The organism is Natrononativus sp. DTA114, assembly GCF_059736515.1.
On record NZ_JCASSN010000002.1, the window covers coordinates 219,823 to 234,244 of the forward strand.

General features: G+C 68.3%; 12 protein-coding genes. 4 read left to right on the plus strand and 8 right to left on the minus strand.

Annotated features, from left to right (window positions below; translation table 11 throughout):
- The first annotated feature begins 68 nt into the window (after nucleotides 1-68).
- Nucleotides 69-1,046: a DUF7972 family membrane protein gene (locus tag AC6I6S_RS09075; RefSeq protein WP_497949609.1), complete on the plus strand. Its 978-nt coding sequence runs from the start codon at nucleotides 69-71 to the stop codon at nucleotides 1,044-1,046.
- Between the two features lie 7 nt (nucleotides 1,047-1,053).
- Here the strand turns inward: AC6I6S_RS09075 and AC6I6S_RS09080 are convergent, their stop codons facing one another.
- From AC6I6S_RS09080 to serA, 6 genes are all read right to left on the minus strand, one after another.
- Nucleotides 1,054-1,563 (minus strand): HPP family protein, encoded by a 510-nt coding sequence (locus AC6I6S_RS09080; protein ID WP_497949610.1) that lies wholly within the window; start codon nucleotides 1,561-1,563, stop codon nucleotides 1,054-1,056.
- A gap of 82 nt (nucleotides 1,564-1,645) precedes the next feature.
- The gene (locus AC6I6S_RS09085; RefSeq protein ID WP_497949611.1) at nucleotides 1,646-2,050 is read right to left on the minus strand and encodes a universal stress protein; all 405 of its coding nucleotides are present in this window, start codon (nucleotides 2,048-2,050) and stop codon (nucleotides 1,646-1,648) included.
- Nucleotides 2,051-2,090: 40 nt separating this feature from the next.
- Nucleotides 2,091-3,233 carry a DUF7118 family protein gene (locus tag AC6I6S_RS09090; RefSeq protein ID WP_497949613.1) on the minus strand — a complete coding sequence of 381 codons (1,143 nt, stop codon included), beginning with the start codon at nucleotides 3,231-3,233 and terminating at the stop codon, nucleotides 2,091-2,093.
- 12 nt (nucleotides 3,234-3,245) lie between these two features.
- Complete coding sequence (hisI, locus tag AC6I6S_RS09095; RefSeq protein ID WP_497949614.1) at nucleotides 3,246-3,623, minus strand: phosphoribosyl-AMP cyclohydrolase; 378 nt, start codon at nucleotides 3,621-3,623, stop codon at nucleotides 3,246-3,248.
- Between the two features lie 120 nt (nucleotides 3,624-3,743).
- On the minus strand, nucleotides 3,744-8,876 hold the full coding sequence (locus AC6I6S_RS09100) for a S8 family serine peptidase (RefSeq protein WP_497949615.1): 5,133 nt from the start codon (nucleotides 8,874-8,876) through the stop codon (nucleotides 3,744-3,746).
- 490 nt (nucleotides 8,877-9,366) lie between these two features.
- Nucleotides 9,367-10,953, minus strand: coding sequence for a phosphoglycerate dehydrogenase (gene serA, locus AC6I6S_RS09105; protein ID WP_497949616.1), 1,587 nt, complete (start codon nucleotides 10,951-10,953; stop codon nucleotides 9,367-9,369).
- A 280-nt stretch (nucleotides 10,954-11,233) separates the two neighbouring features.
- Between serA and AC6I6S_RS09110 the strand changes: the two genes are divergently transcribed.
- The 3 genes from AC6I6S_RS09110 to AC6I6S_RS09120 all read left to right on the plus strand — a co-directional run bounded on the left by AC6I6S_RS09110 (nucleotide 11,234) and on the right by AC6I6S_RS09120 (nucleotide 13,649).
- A complete protein-coding gene (locus tag AC6I6S_RS09110) occupies nucleotides 11,234-12,397 on the plus strand; it encodes a mechanosensitive ion channel family protein (protein ID WP_497949618.1) in 1,164 nt (387 codons plus the stop codon).
- A gap of 38 nt (nucleotides 12,398-12,435) precedes the next feature.
- Nucleotides 12,436-13,125, plus strand: a complete 690-nt coding sequence (serB, locus tag AC6I6S_RS09115) for a phosphoserine phosphatase SerB (protein ID WP_497949802.1) — start codon at nucleotides 12,436-12,438, stop codon at nucleotides 13,123-13,125.
- A 110-nt stretch (nucleotides 13,126-13,235) separates the two neighbouring features.
- Nucleotides 13,236-13,649: a hypothetical protein gene (locus AC6I6S_RS09120; protein ID WP_497949619.1), complete on the plus strand. Its 414-nt coding sequence runs from the start codon at nucleotides 13,236-13,238 to the stop codon at nucleotides 13,647-13,649.
- Here AC6I6S_RS09120 and AC6I6S_RS09125 read toward each other — a convergent pair.
- A complete protein-coding gene (locus AC6I6S_RS09125; protein WP_497949620.1) occupies nucleotides 13,646-14,140 on the minus strand; it encodes a hypothetical protein in 495 nt (164 codons plus the stop codon). The genes AC6I6S_RS09120 and AC6I6S_RS09125 overlap by 4 nt on opposite strands.
- Entirely contained in the window at nucleotides 14,125-14,391 is a 267-nt protein-coding gene (locus tag AC6I6S_RS09130; RefSeq protein WP_497949622.1) for a hypothetical protein, read from the minus strand. Before AC6I6S_RS09130 ends, AC6I6S_RS09125 begins: the two co-directional genes overlap by 16 nt.
- Between the last annotated feature and the right edge of the window lie 31 nt (nucleotides 14,392-14,422).

Below are 14,422 nucleotides of genomic sequence, written 5' to 3' on the forward strand. Positions count from 1 at the left end.
CTCGAGCGCCACTGGCCGCCCCACCGGGTGTACTCGGACAGCACAGCACCGGCCGCTGGTGAGCGCCGGTGAGCCTCCGCGACGACGACGACCTGCGGCGGTGGCTGCTCCTCGACGGCAACCGACTGCTCGTCGCCGGACTGCTCACGACGGGGGTGTTCGGCCTCTGTCTGGCGCTCGGGGCCGCCGGGCTGATCCCCACCGAGGACTTCGGGCCGCTGCGGACGATGGTCGGTGCCGTACTCGGCGGCACGCTCCCGTTCATCACGGTCGTGCTGGCGATCAACCAGCTCATCCTCTCGGCGGAGTTCGGCACCACCGGCACCTTCCGGGCGCGCCTCGAGGAGACCCGCGACTTCCGGTCGACCGTCGAGGAGGACGTCGGCCTCGAGTTGAGCCCCGCCGACCCGGCGCAGTTCCTCCGCACCCTCGTCCTCGCGGCGCGCGACCGGGCGATGACGTTCCGCGACGCCGTCGACGCGTCGGAGGCGGACGACGACACCCGCGAGCGGGTCGACCGCTACGTCTCGGACGTGGTTGCAGAGATGGACGCCGGTGCCGATGCCCTCGAGACGGCCCGCTTCGGCACGTTCGACGTCACCTCCGTGATCCTGGATCTCGACGATCCGTTACACCTCCAGCGGGCCCGCCGGCTGCGGGTCGACCACGAGCTCTCCGAGGAGGCCGTCGACGCGGTTTCGGGCCTCGAGACGATCCTCGACGACATCCACGTCGCCCGCCAGTACTTCAAGACGGTGCACATCCAGCAGGAGCTCGCGAACCTCTCGCGGCTGTTGCTGTACGTCGGCTTCCTGGCGCTCGTCGGCGGCGGATCGCTGCTGCTGGCGGACACCCAGCTCGGCGAGTTCATCACGAGCGACGCGCTCTCGTTGCTGGTGGTCGCCACTATCGCGAGCGTCGTCGTCCTGCCGTTTACGGTGCTGTTCGCGTACGTGCTGCGGATCGCGACGGTCGCCCGACGGACCGCCGCCGACTTCGGGCCGTTCCTGCTCCAGCAGCGGATCCCGGAGGAAGACCGGCCGTAGTTCGAATTTACGACCGCAACTCCTCGCCGTAGGCCGCGCCCGCCCGCTCGGTCGCAAGGAGGAGTCGGTGGGTCGCGACGAGGGCGATCACGGCGAGGATGATCAACGCCCCCTCCTGGAGCGTCGACAGCAGGCCCAGCGAGACGATGAGCGTCGTCGCACACGCCGGGGGGTGGCGCGTGTCGGTGGCGAGCATCCCGCCGGCGGTGAGCGTCGTCGCCAGCACGGCGCTGGCGGCGAGGCCGAGTCCCTCGAGGCTGCCGGGCGCTGGCGTCGCCGTCATCGCCACGCCGCCGGCCAGCAGGTGGTAGGCGAAGAGGCCGGCGACGACGCCGACGACGTGGCCGCCGATCACGCGCCGGGCGTCGGTCGCCTCGCTTTCGGGAAATAGCGCGAGGACGAACGCCGAGGGGCCGAGACTGGGAAAGAGCATCGGGAGCCCCGAGAGCCACGCCACCGCCGCGGTGGTCGAGATCAGGAGGCCGGTGTGGAGCGTCGTCCCGACGTCGTCGTCCATGGGCGGCGTTCGTCGCTCGAGGGGAAAACGGCGGTGATTCGCGGCGGCTCGTTGCGGCGGTCGCGTTCGTCGACCGCCTCTCTCAGCGAACGATCGTCACCGGCACGCTCGCCTGCCGGGCGACCTGCTCGGCGATGCTCCCGAGCAGCACGCGCGAGACGCCCGAGCGGCCCTTGCTCCCCATGATGATCTGGTCCGCGCCCTCCTCGTCGGCGGCCTCGAGCACCGCGTCGGCGGCCGTCCCGCTGACCACTCGGCGGTCGACCACGACACCGTACTCCTCGGCGAGTTCGTCGACGTCGTCGAAGAACTCGGGTTCGGCTTCCTCGCCGGCAGCGGCCGGCGGCCGGCCGCTGTAGCCCGCCGCGAGGTCGTCGACGGCGTGGATCACCGTGATCTCGTCGTCGGGAAACAGCGTGAGGACGTGCTCGAGTGCGGCCCGCGCCGGCTCGGAATCGTCCATCGGGACGAGCAGCTGTCGGCTCATGGCCGGTGGTAGGGCCGCCGGGGAGTAAAAGCCGTGGCTCTCAGGCGGTGTCAGAATTGTCGGCCTCGAGCGCCTCGCGGAGCCGCCGACGCTCCTCGCGAAGCGTCTCGAGTTCGGCCTCGACCTCGCCGGCGGCCAGCCGTTCGCGTTCGTCCTCGCCCAGTTGCTCGAGGGCCGCTGCGGCGGTCTGCAGCCGGTCGTACGCCTTGCTCCGGGTGAGCCCGCGCACCTGCCGGAGGGCGGCGACCACCGACTCGTCGCCGACGCGGGCGGCGAACGGCTGCAGTTCGCGGGTCCGCTGCCGGAGGACGCCCGCGGGCTCGGGCGGCCACGCGACCGTCAGCGGCCCGGCGCCGATCCCCTCGAGATACGTCTGCTGGGTGGCGACCTGCCGTTTGAGTTCGTCGGCGTCGTCCACGTAGTGCTCGAGCTTCGACCGGGAGTAGCCCGCGTACTCGAGCAGTTGTGGGATGGTGTATTCCCCCGCCGGGTTCTCGGCGACGTAGCGCCTGAGATCCGCGGGCGGCTGTTCGAGGCTGACGAAGGGGTAGAGCCGGCTCCGTTCGCAGAGGGCGAACACCTCCCGCGCCGAGGCGTCGTGGCGGTAGGTTTCGAACGCCTCGCGGATCGCCGCGTTGTAGCGCTCGATCGGCTCGCGCAGCCGTTCGACTGGGGCCTCGAGGTCGGCGTCGCCGAGTTCGCGCAGGCGCTCGCGCTCTCCGATTTCGTCGCCGATTTCCCGGATCCGTTTGTTCGCCGCCGTCCTGGCCTCCGCCAGCGCAGCGCGGGCGTCCTCGCGCTCTGCGAGAAGTTCCGAGAAGGCGGCCGCCGGCTCCAGCGCGCTCTCGGCGCGCTCGAAATCCGACTCGCTCAGCCGGCGCTTGTCGATCGCCTCGAGGGCCGCTTCGAAGGACTCGCGGTGCGCGAGGTCGTCGGGAAGCCCCTCGACCAGCGAGGCGAATTTCCCCTCGAGTTCGACGTAGGCCTTGAAGTTCTCCCGGCCGGTGCCCGTCGCCCGATCGACGTAGCGATCGAGAAGGTCCGCGGCGCTCCGGTAGGCGTCGGCGGCCTCCCTGACGGTGTCCTCGCCGTGGTCGTCGATCCGGTCCTCGGCCTCCGCGAGGCGGCTGCGGGCGCGCTCGAGTCGACCGATGTCGTCGGACTGCTGGAGTCCCGTACTCATTCCAGGTTCACCTCACTCGTAGACCGCGTCGGGGTCGAACACCTTCTCGCCGACGCGTTCGCCGTCGATAGTCCGGTAGAAACACGAGCGGTGACCCGTGTGGCAGGCGCCGCCCTTCTGGTCGACGAGGTAGAGCAGCGTGTCGGCGTCGCAGTCGACGCACACCTCCCGGATCTCCTGGGTGTTGCCGCTCGTCTGTCCCTTCTGCCAGAGTTCGTCGCGGCTGCGCGAGTAGTAGTGTGCGGTCCCCGTCTCGAGGGTTCGCTCGAGGGCTTCGGGAGAGACGTACGCGAGCATCAGCACCTCGCCGGAGTCGGCGTCCTGGGCGACGGCGGGAACGAGGCCGTCCTCGCCGAAGTCGACGTCCACCTCGGCTTCCGTCGAGTTCATATCCGATGGGTTGTCCGTCGGGGCGATAGGTCTTTTGCCGTCGGCACCTCGCTGTCGAGGCCGTCGGCTCGTCGCGTCGGTCGGCCGCAAAAAATCGCGATCGGGAATCCGATCCCGGCGCTAGCCGAGCGCGCCGACGACCGGGGTCGCAGCCCCGTCCTCGAGCGTCATCGAGGCGGTGCCGTTCTCGCCGTCTTCGGCCGGTTCGATTTCGATCTGGACGGGGTCGACGCCGTTGACCGAGACGATCGACGTGCCGGCGTCCTCGAGTTCGAAGTCGAGTTCGACGACCGTGACTTCGTCTGGCTCGAGGTGCACCGTCTCGGTGTCGACGGGCGTCGCGTCCTCGTAGAGGGTCACGTCGTACTCGCCGGCGGCGCCGCCCTGGTTGACGACGACGGCCTCGGCGGTGAGCGTGTCGCCCACGTACAGCTCCGCCTCGGACGGATCGGGGTCGAGGAAGTAGCCCGTCACGCCGATGTCGGCGCGGGTGCGGTCGACCTCGATCTCGTCGGTGGCGGCATCGTCGTCGGTGAACACGCCGTGGTCGTAGAAGCCGGGACGCTGGTTGTCCGCGACCTCGTACTCGAACTCGACGGTCGTCGACTCGCCGCCCTCGAGGGTGACCTCCTCGCTGAGCGAGAGGGTCACGAAGCCGTCGTCCTGGATCTCGAAGTCGTCGGCCGAGGCGGTTTCGACCGCCGCGGCGTCAAACTCGTCGCTCGCGGTCGCGTCCATCGCGGTGCTCGCGCTCGCGCCGCCGAGCGCCGCCTGGACGGAGACGTGCTCGACCGCGTTGGCGAGCAGCAGGTTCCCCTCGTCGGTGAAGGATTCCTCGTCGGTGAAGAAGTCCCGCGCGACGGCGGTCGCCAGCACCTCGTTCTCGTCGTCGTTCACCGCGATCGACGGCCCCTCGTGGACGCCGTCGTCGCCGGCGGAGAAGTCGGCGTCCGCCAGCACGGTGCCGTCGTAGTCGTCGAACCAGGCGCCCCACGTGGTGCTCCCGGTGTAGGTTTCGACGGTGTCGCCTGCGGAGCCGACGCCGTCGAAGATCGAGTGCTCCTCGTGGATCTCGATCGTCACCGGCTGGCCGTCGGTCGCGGTCGCGTCCGCGTCGCGCTCGCCGGGGTTCTCGCGCACGTTGTGCAGGCGGTAGACGCCGTCGGCGTACGATTCGGACGTGCCGCCCTGGTAGGAGTCCAGGTAGACCGCGCCCTGGTCGTCCTCGAGCGCGTCGAGGAAGTCCTCGGCGAGGTCGTCGCTGCCGAGGCGCTGGACGACGAACGCGTCGTAGTCGTCCATCGAGTCCAGTAGTTCGTCCGCCTCGAGCAGGTCGACCTCGTAGACGTCGGCGTCGAGGCGCTCCTCGAGGACCGCGACGAGCGCGCCCTCGTGGTAGTCCTCCTCGTCGACCACCGCGACGGAGACGTCCTCGAGTTCGACGTCGTCGTCGCCGGTGCCGACGTCGAACTCGTAGGTCACTTCCTGGGTGTCCGCGAAGTCGCCGGTGTTCTCGACGACGGCGCTCGCGGTGAGCGTCTCGCCCTGACCCACGTGGGCGGGCGCATCGAAGTCGCGCAGTTCGAAGGTGGCTTCCTCGCCTGCTTCGATCTCGATCCAGTTCGACTCGCCGTCGAAGCGGACCTCGACGCCGTGCTCGTAGGTGCCGGGCTCGTGGTCCTGCGGCACGTCCTTCGCGAACGTCACGGTCGTCTCCTCGCCGGGTGCGAGCGTGACCGTCTCGGTCGCCTCGACGTCGCCGTCGAAGACGAACTCGGCGGTCTGGGTCGTCTCCTCCCAGCCGACGTGCTCGAGCGTCGCCTCGACGGCGTACTCGTCGCCCTGGGTCGCGTTCGCGGGCGCCTCGAGGGCCGTCACCTCGACGAGCTCCGGTGCGTCGACGTCGGTGAGCGCGAACGCTTCTTCGTCCGCGCTCGAGACGACGTGCGCGGCGTCGCCGAGTCCGTCGTCCTCGCTGACGACGTACTCGAACGCCACCGTCGTACTCTCGCCGGGTGCGAGTTCGACGCTCTGTGCCGGGTTCTCGTCGGTCTGCGCCGCAGCCGTCCCACCGCTGACGCTGCCGACGTTCGCGTACTCGACCGCGTTGGCGAGCAGCGCGTTCGCCTCGTCGGTGTAGTCCTCGTTTGGAACCCAGCTGGTGCGGCCGAGGGTGAGGAGGATCTCGTTTTCCTCCTCGTCGACGCCGACGGCCGAGCCGTCCGCGCTCGCACCGCTGAGGCCGACGTCGGCGTAGACGTCGCCGCCGTAGCCGCTGAACCACGCGCGGTCCGCCGAGCTGACGTCGTACATCGTGACGTCCTCACCCGCGTCACCGACGCCGGTGAGGATCGGGTGGTCGTCGGTGATCGCGTAGTCGACGCTGCCCGAGCCGGAGAAGCTGGTGCTGACCGACAGCCCGTCGCGCTCCTCCGCGAGCGCGCTGATGCCGTCGGAGCCGCTGCCCCAGTTCTCGAGGTAGACGACGCCCTGGTCGTCGTCGAGTTCGGCGAGGAACTCCCCGAGTTCGACGTTCGAGAGGTCGTTGATCACGAAGACGTCGTACTCGTCGGTCGCGTCGAGCAGGTCGCCGTCGTGGACGGCGTCGACGGTGTAGTGGTCGTCGAGTTCGTCCGCGAGCGTTTCCGCGGTGTTCTCGACGCCGTGGGGGTCGACCCGCTCGAGATCCCGCGTCTCGAACTGCGAGTCGCCGCGCTCCTCGAGATCCTCGAGCAGCGCCTCGTCGCTGGCGTCGACGCCGCTGCCGACGACGGCGACGTCGCCGGGCGCGTCGCCGAGTTCGTAGGCGACGGTCTGGGTGTCGGTCGCCTCGCCGGCGTTCTCGATCGTCGCGGTGACGGTGATCGAGTCGCCGTGGGCCACCTCGGACGGGCCGTCGACGTCGCTGACGGCGAAGTACGCCTCGAGCACCGTGATCGCGGCGGTCAGCGAGTCGTCGTCGGTGAACACGCCGTGGTCGTAGCTGCCGCCCTCGGCGTCGACCGTGACGTTCTCGAAGCTGACGGTCGCCTTCTCGCCCGGCTCGAGCGCGACGGTTTCCGTTGCGACGGCGTTCTCGAGGTCGTCGAACCGGAACTCGACGTCCTGGCTGTCGGCCGCGTTGCCCGTGTTCTCGATCGTGGCTTCGACGTCGATCTCGTCGCCCCGTTCGACCTCGTCGGGGGCCTCGAGACCGGTTACCTCGAACTGCGGATTCAGAACGGTGAGTTCGCCCGTCTCGGCACTTTCGTCGGTGAAGACCCCGTAGGCGTACTCGCCGCCCGCCAGGCCGTCGGTGGAGACCGTCAGCGTGACGCTCTCGCTTCCGTCGGGCGCGAGGTCGCTCACCGTCGTCGCGACGGTCGCGTTCTCGTCCAAGTCGTCCGCCGAATCGGCGAGTCGGAGCTCGATCGCTTCGATGGCGCCGACGTCGCCGACGTTCTCGAGGTCGGCCGACACGCTGATCGCGTCGCCCTCGTCGACCTCGTCGGGGCCCTCGAGGTTCGAGACCTCGATCTGGCCGGGGTCGGCCTGCCCATTGCGGAGCTGACGGATCAGGCGGACGTCCTCGTCCGTGACGTTGCCGCTGCGGGTGACGTCCGCGAGCTCGGTGTTGAGCGCGTCCTCGTCGATCTTGCCCTGGACGTACTCGCGGGTCAGCTTGACGTCCTCGTTGTCGATGACGCCGTCCTCGTTGACGTCGCCGAGTTCGTACTCGGGGACGCCGGCGCCGAGGTCGAGTTCCTCGGCGGCCGCGGTGACGTCGATGATACCCATTCCGTACCGGGTGTCCCTCTCGTCGCCCGGTTCGTCCCAGTCGTCGGGCTTCCAGGCGGTCGCCTCGAGAGCGTCTTCGATCTCCTCGACGGTCAGGTCGGGGTTCGCAGAGCGGAAGAGTCCGACCGTGCCCGCGATGTGCGGGGAGGACATCGAGGTCCCGCTCAGGATCTCGTACCCCTCGCCGTCGGGGCCGGCGCTGTAGACGTCCTCGCCGGGCGCGGCGACGTCGGGTTTGACAAAGGAGTCGGGCCACGCCTCCGGCGGGTCGTCGAACTCGTCCTTCTCGACGACCATGCCGCTCGAGAAGTCGGAGATGTCCTTGGCCTCGTTCGAGGAGCCGATCGAGAACGAGTCGTAGTCAGTCGCGGGGGCGCTCACGCAGCCGTCGCCGCCGTTACCGGCGGAGGTCACGACGACCGTTCCGGCGCTGCGCGCGTTGTCGATCGGCTCGATGAAGATGTCCTCGTAGGCCGGGCCGCCGAAGAGGCCGCAGCCGATGCCGAGGCTCATGCTGGCGACGTCGGCGTCGTTTTCGACCGCCCACTCCATCGCGCCGACGATGGTGACGTCCATCGCGGAGTCGTAGAAGACGTCCGCGTGGAGCAGGTCGGCCTCGGGCGCGACACCGATCGCCGTTCCGGAGGCGTCGCCGCCGGTCGCGGTGCCGCTGACGTGGTCGCCGTGGCCGGTGTCCGAGGACGGCTCGACGCCCTCGATGATGTCGCCGTTCGAGTCAAAGGCCTCGAACCCGCCCGGATAGGTCGGATCGTCCGGGTCGTCGGTGTACAGCTCGAGGTCGGGGTGCGCCGGGTCGATCCCGTCGTCGATGATCGCGACGGTCGCGTCCTCGCCCATCGTGCCGTACTCGTCCCAGAACTCGGGGGCGTTGATCTGCTCGAGGCCGTACGTGTACTCGCCGTCGTCGGCGGCGTCGGCCCCGCTTCGGTCGACCGGTTCGACCGGGTCGATCTCCTGGCTGAGGTGGATCGCCTGCACGCCGGGGAGTTCGCGCAGTTCTGCGATCGCGCGCTCGTCGGCGTCGGCGGTCACCGCGACCAGGTTCGAGAGCCAGAACGTGTTCTGAACGGTGGCGGCGTCGCTTTCCGCGAGCCCCTCGACGACCGGCTCCTGGGTCGTCGCCGCGTGCGATTTGAGCTGTTCCCGCGCGGTCTCGGCGTCGGTCGCCGTCACCGTCGGCTGCTCGAGCGAGAGCACGAGCGGTAGCTCGTCCTCGTCGCCGTCGATCGCCTCGTCGATCCGGTGATCGACGGCGACGTCGGCCGCGTCGTGTGTTTCTTCGATCTGTTCGACCGAGACGTCCCCCTGTGCGTGGAGGTTCGCGGGTGGCGACGCCTGTCCGTCGTGGGGGGTCGTGGACGTCGCTCCGGCTCCGACGGCGCCGATGGCAACCATCGAGAGAACCATGATGAGCGAGAGAACGACCCCGTTGATTTGCTTCGTTCGGTGTCTCATGTCTCGTGTAATCGTATCTTCCAGCAACCTATCCAGCCACGTCTGCCGATTTCGCGTTCCGTTCGTTGTGTCCACCTCTCCCGCGTGAACGGTTCACACACGCAGGCTATCTGAACAATTGAAAGTAATGGTATATAGTAATTTCGCATAGAGATTACATATAGAGATTTCCTATGGAAACAATATCTGAGACCGGTCCGAACACGTATACCGACCGCGGGAATCGGCCGCGTCTACGCGGTCTCGAAGCGGTCTGAGTGAGGGTGGGGGCGAGACCGCCCTCCGACGATACGCGTGTCGATTCGTGCAACTAAACGCCCTGCTGGTGTGTACTACGCGGACACGATGCTCGAGGCTGTGGTGCTGACGGTGGCTATCACCGCAGCGACCGTCGCACTCTTTCTCCCCGCCCGGGTGGTTCCTCGGTGGCTGTCACGGAACCGAGGCGGTCACGCGTCGGACGATTCCTCGCGACCGCGTCGACCCGTGGTTACGCCTGTCCGTTCAGCGTGATGTACCGCACCCCGATAATGCGCTCGTCGCTCTCGAGTTCCTCGCGGGCCGCGTCGGGGACCTCGGCGTCGACGTTGTACACCGTCAGCGCCTCGCCGCCGATTGCTTCGCGGGCGTTGAACATCCCCGCGATGTTGACGCCGTGGCTGCCCATCACGGTGCCGATGAGCCCGATGACGCCCGGTTCGTCGGTGTTGCGCGTGATGACCATCCGGCCGTGGGGGATCGCGTCGACCCGGTAGCCGTCGATGCGGACGATCCGCGGGTCGTCGCCCGCAAAGAGCGTCCCGTCGACGGTGAGTTCCTCGTCGCCGTCCGAAACCGTCACGGAGATCAGGCTCTGGAAGTCCTCGGCCTGACGGGTCTTCGACTCCGTCACCTCGACGCCCCGGTCCTCGGCGATCTGTGGGGCGTTGACCGCGTTGACCTGCCACTCGAGCGGCTCGAACACCCCTTTCAGGGCGCTCGCGGTGATCAGGTCGACCTCCTCCTCGGCGATCTCGCCCTCGTAGGTGACCTCGATGCGTTCCATCCGCCCCTCGAGCAACTGCGTGGCGACCTTCCCCGCGGTCTCGGCGAGACCGATGTAGGGCTCGATGCGGGGGAACGCGCTCTCGTCGACCGAGGGGGCGTTCAGCGCGTTGATGACGGGTTCGCCGGTGAGGGCGGCGGCGACCTGTTCGGCGGTGGAGGTGGCGACGTTCTCCTGGGCGGCCTCCGTCGAGGCGCCGAGGTGGGGCGTGACGATCACGTCGTCGACGTACAGCAGCGGCGAGTCGTCGGGTAGTGGTTCCTCGGCGAAGACGTCCAGGGCGGCTCCCGCGAGGGTGCCGTCCTCGACCTTTGCCGCGAGGGCGTCCTCGTCGACGACGCCGCCGCGGGCGCAGTTGATGAGGTAGCCGCCCGCGAGCGCTTCGAGTTCCTCGTCGCTGATCAGGTCCTCCGTCTCGGGGGTCAGCGGCGTGTGAACCGTGAGAAAGTCGGCGGCCTCGAGACAGTCTTCGAACTCGACGAGGTCCGCGCCGATCCGATCGGCCCGCTCCTCGGAGATGTAGGGGTCGAAGGCGACGACGTCCATGCCCAGCGAGTCGAGTTTCTTGGCGACCTCCTGGCCGACGCGGCCGAGGCCGACGACGCCGAGGGTCTTCCCGTTGAGCTCCGCGCCAAGGTAGTCGCTTTTGGCCCACTCGCCGGCCTTCAGGCGGACGTGGGCCTGGGGAATCGAGCGGGCGGCCGCGAACGTCATCGCGACGGTGTGTTCGGCGGCCGCGCGGACGTTCCCCTCCGGCGCGTTGGCGACGATGACGCCCTGCTCGGTTGCCGCGTCGATGTCGATGTTGTCGACGCCGATCCCCGCCCGCCCGACGATCACGAGGTCCTCGCCGGCCTCGAGCACCGTCTCGGTGACCTCCGTGCCGGAACGGACGATCAGCCCGTGGGCGTCGGAGACGGCCTCGAGCAGGTCCTCGCCCTCGAGTTCGTAGTTCGTTTCGACGTCGTGTCCGGCTTCCCGGAGCACGGAGAGTCCCGCGTCGGCGATGGGGTCCGTGACCAACACCTTCATGCGGGAGAGACTCGCCCGGAGGGGGTAAACGCTTCCGTTGCCTGCAGAACTGGCGAGTTCGACGGCGGTTGACCTGTTCGCTCGAGCGGTAGTCGCGACGTCCCGCCGATCCTCGCTCGACGCGCGGTAATCAGTTATTTATCGTGATCGAACTCGCTTGGTTTCGCCCGTCGCTCGGTCACCGTTAGCCGACCGGACGGCGCCGTTGGGACTGGTAATCGACGCCGAACGCAGATCCCACAGTATATGGCGCTCGGTTAATTACTCAATACCCAGCCTGATGACCCCCGACTCGTTGCACTGGCTCTTCGCCGCGATCGAAGCCTGGCTCGAGTCGGTTCTCCCCGAAGAAACGTGGCTGCTCGTCCCGCTCATCATCGTCGGTTCCTACGTGCTTGCGAAGCTCGTCGACTGGCTCAGCCGCTGGTATCTCGGCGAGTCGGAGGAACTCACGACGACCTCGCTCGGCCGTGCGGTGCTCGAGGAGATCCACGCACCGCTTGGGGTTTCGATCGCCGTCATCGGTATCACGCTCAGCCTGCTGACGATCGGTATCGTCGACCAGGAACACCGCGTCGTCGCGGCGCTGGCGACGGTGCTGATCGTCCTGTGGGCGCGGGCCGCCATCAAGATCGGCGGCCGCTGGATCGAGGTCGTCAACGGGAGCGATACCGACTACGAGTTCACGCCGATGTTCAAGAACGTCTGGACGATCGGCGTGGTGCTCGCCTCGGTGTTGCTGGTGCTCTCGATCTGGGAGCTCCGTATCACGCCGTTTCTCGCCTCCGCGGGCGTGCTGGGCGTCGTCATCGGCTTCGCCGCCCAGGACGCGATCGGCAACCTGATCGGCGGGGTCGCACTCTACTTCGACAACACGTACAAACTGGGCGACGTCATCCTCGTCGAGGACGATATGCGGGGGACGGTGACGGATATCGGCATCCGCTCGACGACGGTTCTCACGACCGACAACGTGCTCGTCACCGTCCCGAACTCGGTGCTGAACTCGGCGCAGGTCGTCAACGAAACTTCGCCCCAGCGCCACATCCGAATTCGGGTGCCGCTGTCGGCCGCCTACGGCACCGACTACCGCGAGGTCGAGCGGATCGTCCTCGAGGTCTGTGAGGACGCCCCCCTGATCCGCGAGTCGCCCGCCCCGCGGCTGCTGTTCGACCAGTTCGGTGACTCGGCGCTCGTCTTCGAACTGCAGGCGTACATCTCCCACCCGCTGACCCAGAAGCGTGCCGTCGATCAGGTCAACCGCCGGGTGTACGACTGCTTCGAGGAGGCCGGGATCACGATTCCGTTCCCCCAGCGGGAACTCTCCTTCCTCGAGGACGAGGCCGAACCCCGCTTCGACGAACGGTTCAGGTCGCGGGCGGTCGACCCGACCGATCTCGACCTGCCCGACGGCCGGCCGCCGAGTTCCGACGGAGCCGAGTGAGTCGCCACTCGGCGTGCGATCCCGCACCGGAACCTGAACTGGTTTACCCCTCGAGAGACAACCGGAGAGCGATGACACTCGTCGCCTTCGACTTCGACGGGACGCTTTCTGACTCCGAGATGACGGTGCTGCTCGGCGACCGGCTCAACGCCGCCGACGAGATGGCCGCGATCACCGAGCGCGCGATGAACGACGAGATCGGCTACGCCGAGAGCCTGCGCGAGCGGGCGGCCCTGCTCGAGGGGCTCTCCGAGGCCGACGCCGACGCCGCCTACGGCGAGGTCGAACTCCGGGAGGGCGCGGCCGCGCTCATCCGCGCGCTGAACGACGCGGGCGTGACGACGGCCATCCTCACCGGCGGCTTCGAGCGCGGCGTCGAGACGGCCCTCGAGGCCGAGGGCGTCTCGGTCAACCACGTCGTTTCGAACCGCCTCCCGGTCGCCGACGACGGCGAGCAACGGGTACTTACCGGCGACGTCGAGGGGTCGCTGATCGAGGGAACGAAGGACACCGCCCTCGAGGAGCTCGCAGCCGCCGAAAACGTTTCCATGGACGACACCGTCGCGATCGGCGACGGCGCGAACGATCTGCCGATGCTCGAGGTCGCCGGCCTCTCGATCGGCTTCCGGCCGAAGCCGGCGGTCGAACCCCACTGCGAGGTCGTCGTCTCCACGATGGCCGAGGTTCGCGACACGTTACTCGCTGAGGGCGTTCTCGACCGGACGTAAGAGCCGATTGCCGCCCCGGACCGGCACATTCAACGTGCCTGGACAGTCCGAGCAACGACCGCTTTCCCAGACCAAGAGGTTTTTACTCATTCGCGAGTTGTGTTCTGCTGATGATCTGGCAAGACTTCGTTTTCCTCCTCGGAAGCGCCCTCTCGATCGTTTTCCTCGCCCCAACGCTGCGCGACCGGGCGGCCCGCGTCCCCCTCGGGACGAGTCTCCCCTCGATGGGGATCGGCGTCGTCTACGCGGTCACGTTCGCAACCCTGGGCATGACGTTCTCCGCGGTGGGATCGTTCGCCGCCGCGACCATGTGGACGCTGATCGCGACGTTCCGATCGCCGTCACCGCCGTCGCCGACGCCGACCCGCCGGGAGCGAATCGACCTCTTCACTCGGGACCTCGGCCGCTGGCTCGAGCGCCGGCGCTCGGGACGCGTGCTCGAAGAACAGTATCTGCTCTCGGAGCCGCTGAGTGCGGCGGAGACGTCCCGCCGGGATGCCGCGCTCGCCGAACCAGCGGATTAACCGTCGCTTGCACTGGAGTCGGTGCGGGTCTCCTCGTCACCGGACGTTCCGCGGTCTTCTCCGGTCGATTCGACCAGCAGCGCCCGGTTTGCGAGCAGCGCACCGGCCAGCGCCGCGGTCAGGGGAATCAGAACGAAGACGAGGACGAACGTCGCGTCGAGGGAGACGGCGAGCGTTCCGATCTCTTCTTCGGCCCCGGTCGGGGCGCCCTCCGGAACTTTCGGGGTGTAGGTCGCCAGCTGGGAAGTAAGAAGTGCTGCGAGGAAGTAGCCCGGGACGACGCAGGCGGCGGTGATGGCGGTCTCCCGGAGAGCCTCGGGATCGACGTACCGTGTCACGGCGTATCCCGCCACTACCAGGGTACCGAGAGCGACGATGGTGACGAGATACGGCGCGAAGAGCACCAGGGCCTCGAGTCCGTACCCGTACCAGCGCGCGTCCACCTCCGTCAGGCTCGCGCCGTGGCTCCCGAGCGTTAGCAGCCCCGCCATGGTCGCCCGTCCGACCTCTCGTTCGGTTTGGGCGGGTGCCAACCGTAGCTGGCGTTGACGAACTGAAACGTGACGGCGTAGACGACGGCGAACGCACCCAGCCCCGCGAGCGAACCGACTTTCCAGGGAACGTCTTCGAGGGCCAACGAACCGGCTGACTCGCCCGCCTCGGCGTCGTCGGAGTCGTCCGCCGACTCGTCGTCCTCCGCAGCGGGACCTTTCTCGTACTCGAGTCGTCGATCCATTGACATTGCCGCTACGTCCGAGCGGTGATAGTTGTAT

Excerpts from the sequence above, each read along its gene's own strand:
- AC6I6S_RS09130 (WP_497949622.1), bottom strand. The coding sequence starts at position 14,391 with ATGTCAATGGATCGACGACTCGAGTACGAGAAAGGTCCCGCTGCGGAG.
- AC6I6S_RS09085 (WP_497949611.1), bottom strand. The coding sequence starts at position 2,050 with ATGAGCCGACAGCTGCTCGTCCCGATGGACGATTCCGAGCCGGCGCGG.
- hisI (WP_497949614.1), bottom strand. The coding sequence starts at position 3,623 with ATGAACTCGACGGAAGCCGAGGTGGACGTCGACTTCGGCGAGGACGGC.
- AC6I6S_RS09100 (WP_497949615.1), bottom strand. The coding sequence starts at position 8,876 with ATGAGACACCGAACGAAGCAAATCAACGGGGTCGTTCTCTCGCTCATC.
- AC6I6S_RS09080 (WP_497949610.1), bottom strand. The coding sequence starts at position 1,563 with ATGGACGACGACGTCGGGACGACGCTCCACACCGGCCTCCTGATCTCG.
- AC6I6S_RS09110 (WP_497949618.1), top strand. The coding sequence starts at position 11,234 with ATGACCCCCGACTCGTTGCACTGGCTCTTCGCCGCGATCGAAGCCTGG.
- serA (WP_497949616.1), bottom strand. The coding sequence starts at position 10,953 with ATGAAGGTGTTGGTCACGGACCCCATCGCCGACGCGGGACTCTCCGTG.
- AC6I6S_RS09120 (WP_497949619.1), top strand. The coding sequence starts at position 13,236 with ATGATCTGGCAAGACTTCGTTTTCCTCCTCGGAAGCGCCCTCTCGATC.
- AC6I6S_RS09090 (WP_497949613.1), bottom strand. The coding sequence starts at position 3,233 with ATGAGTACGGGACTCCAGCAGTCCGACGACATCGGTCGACTCGAGCGC.
- AC6I6S_RS09125 (WP_497949620.1), bottom strand. The coding sequence starts at position 14,140 with ATGGCGGGGCTGCTAACGCTCGGGAGCCACGGCGCGAGCCTGACGGAG.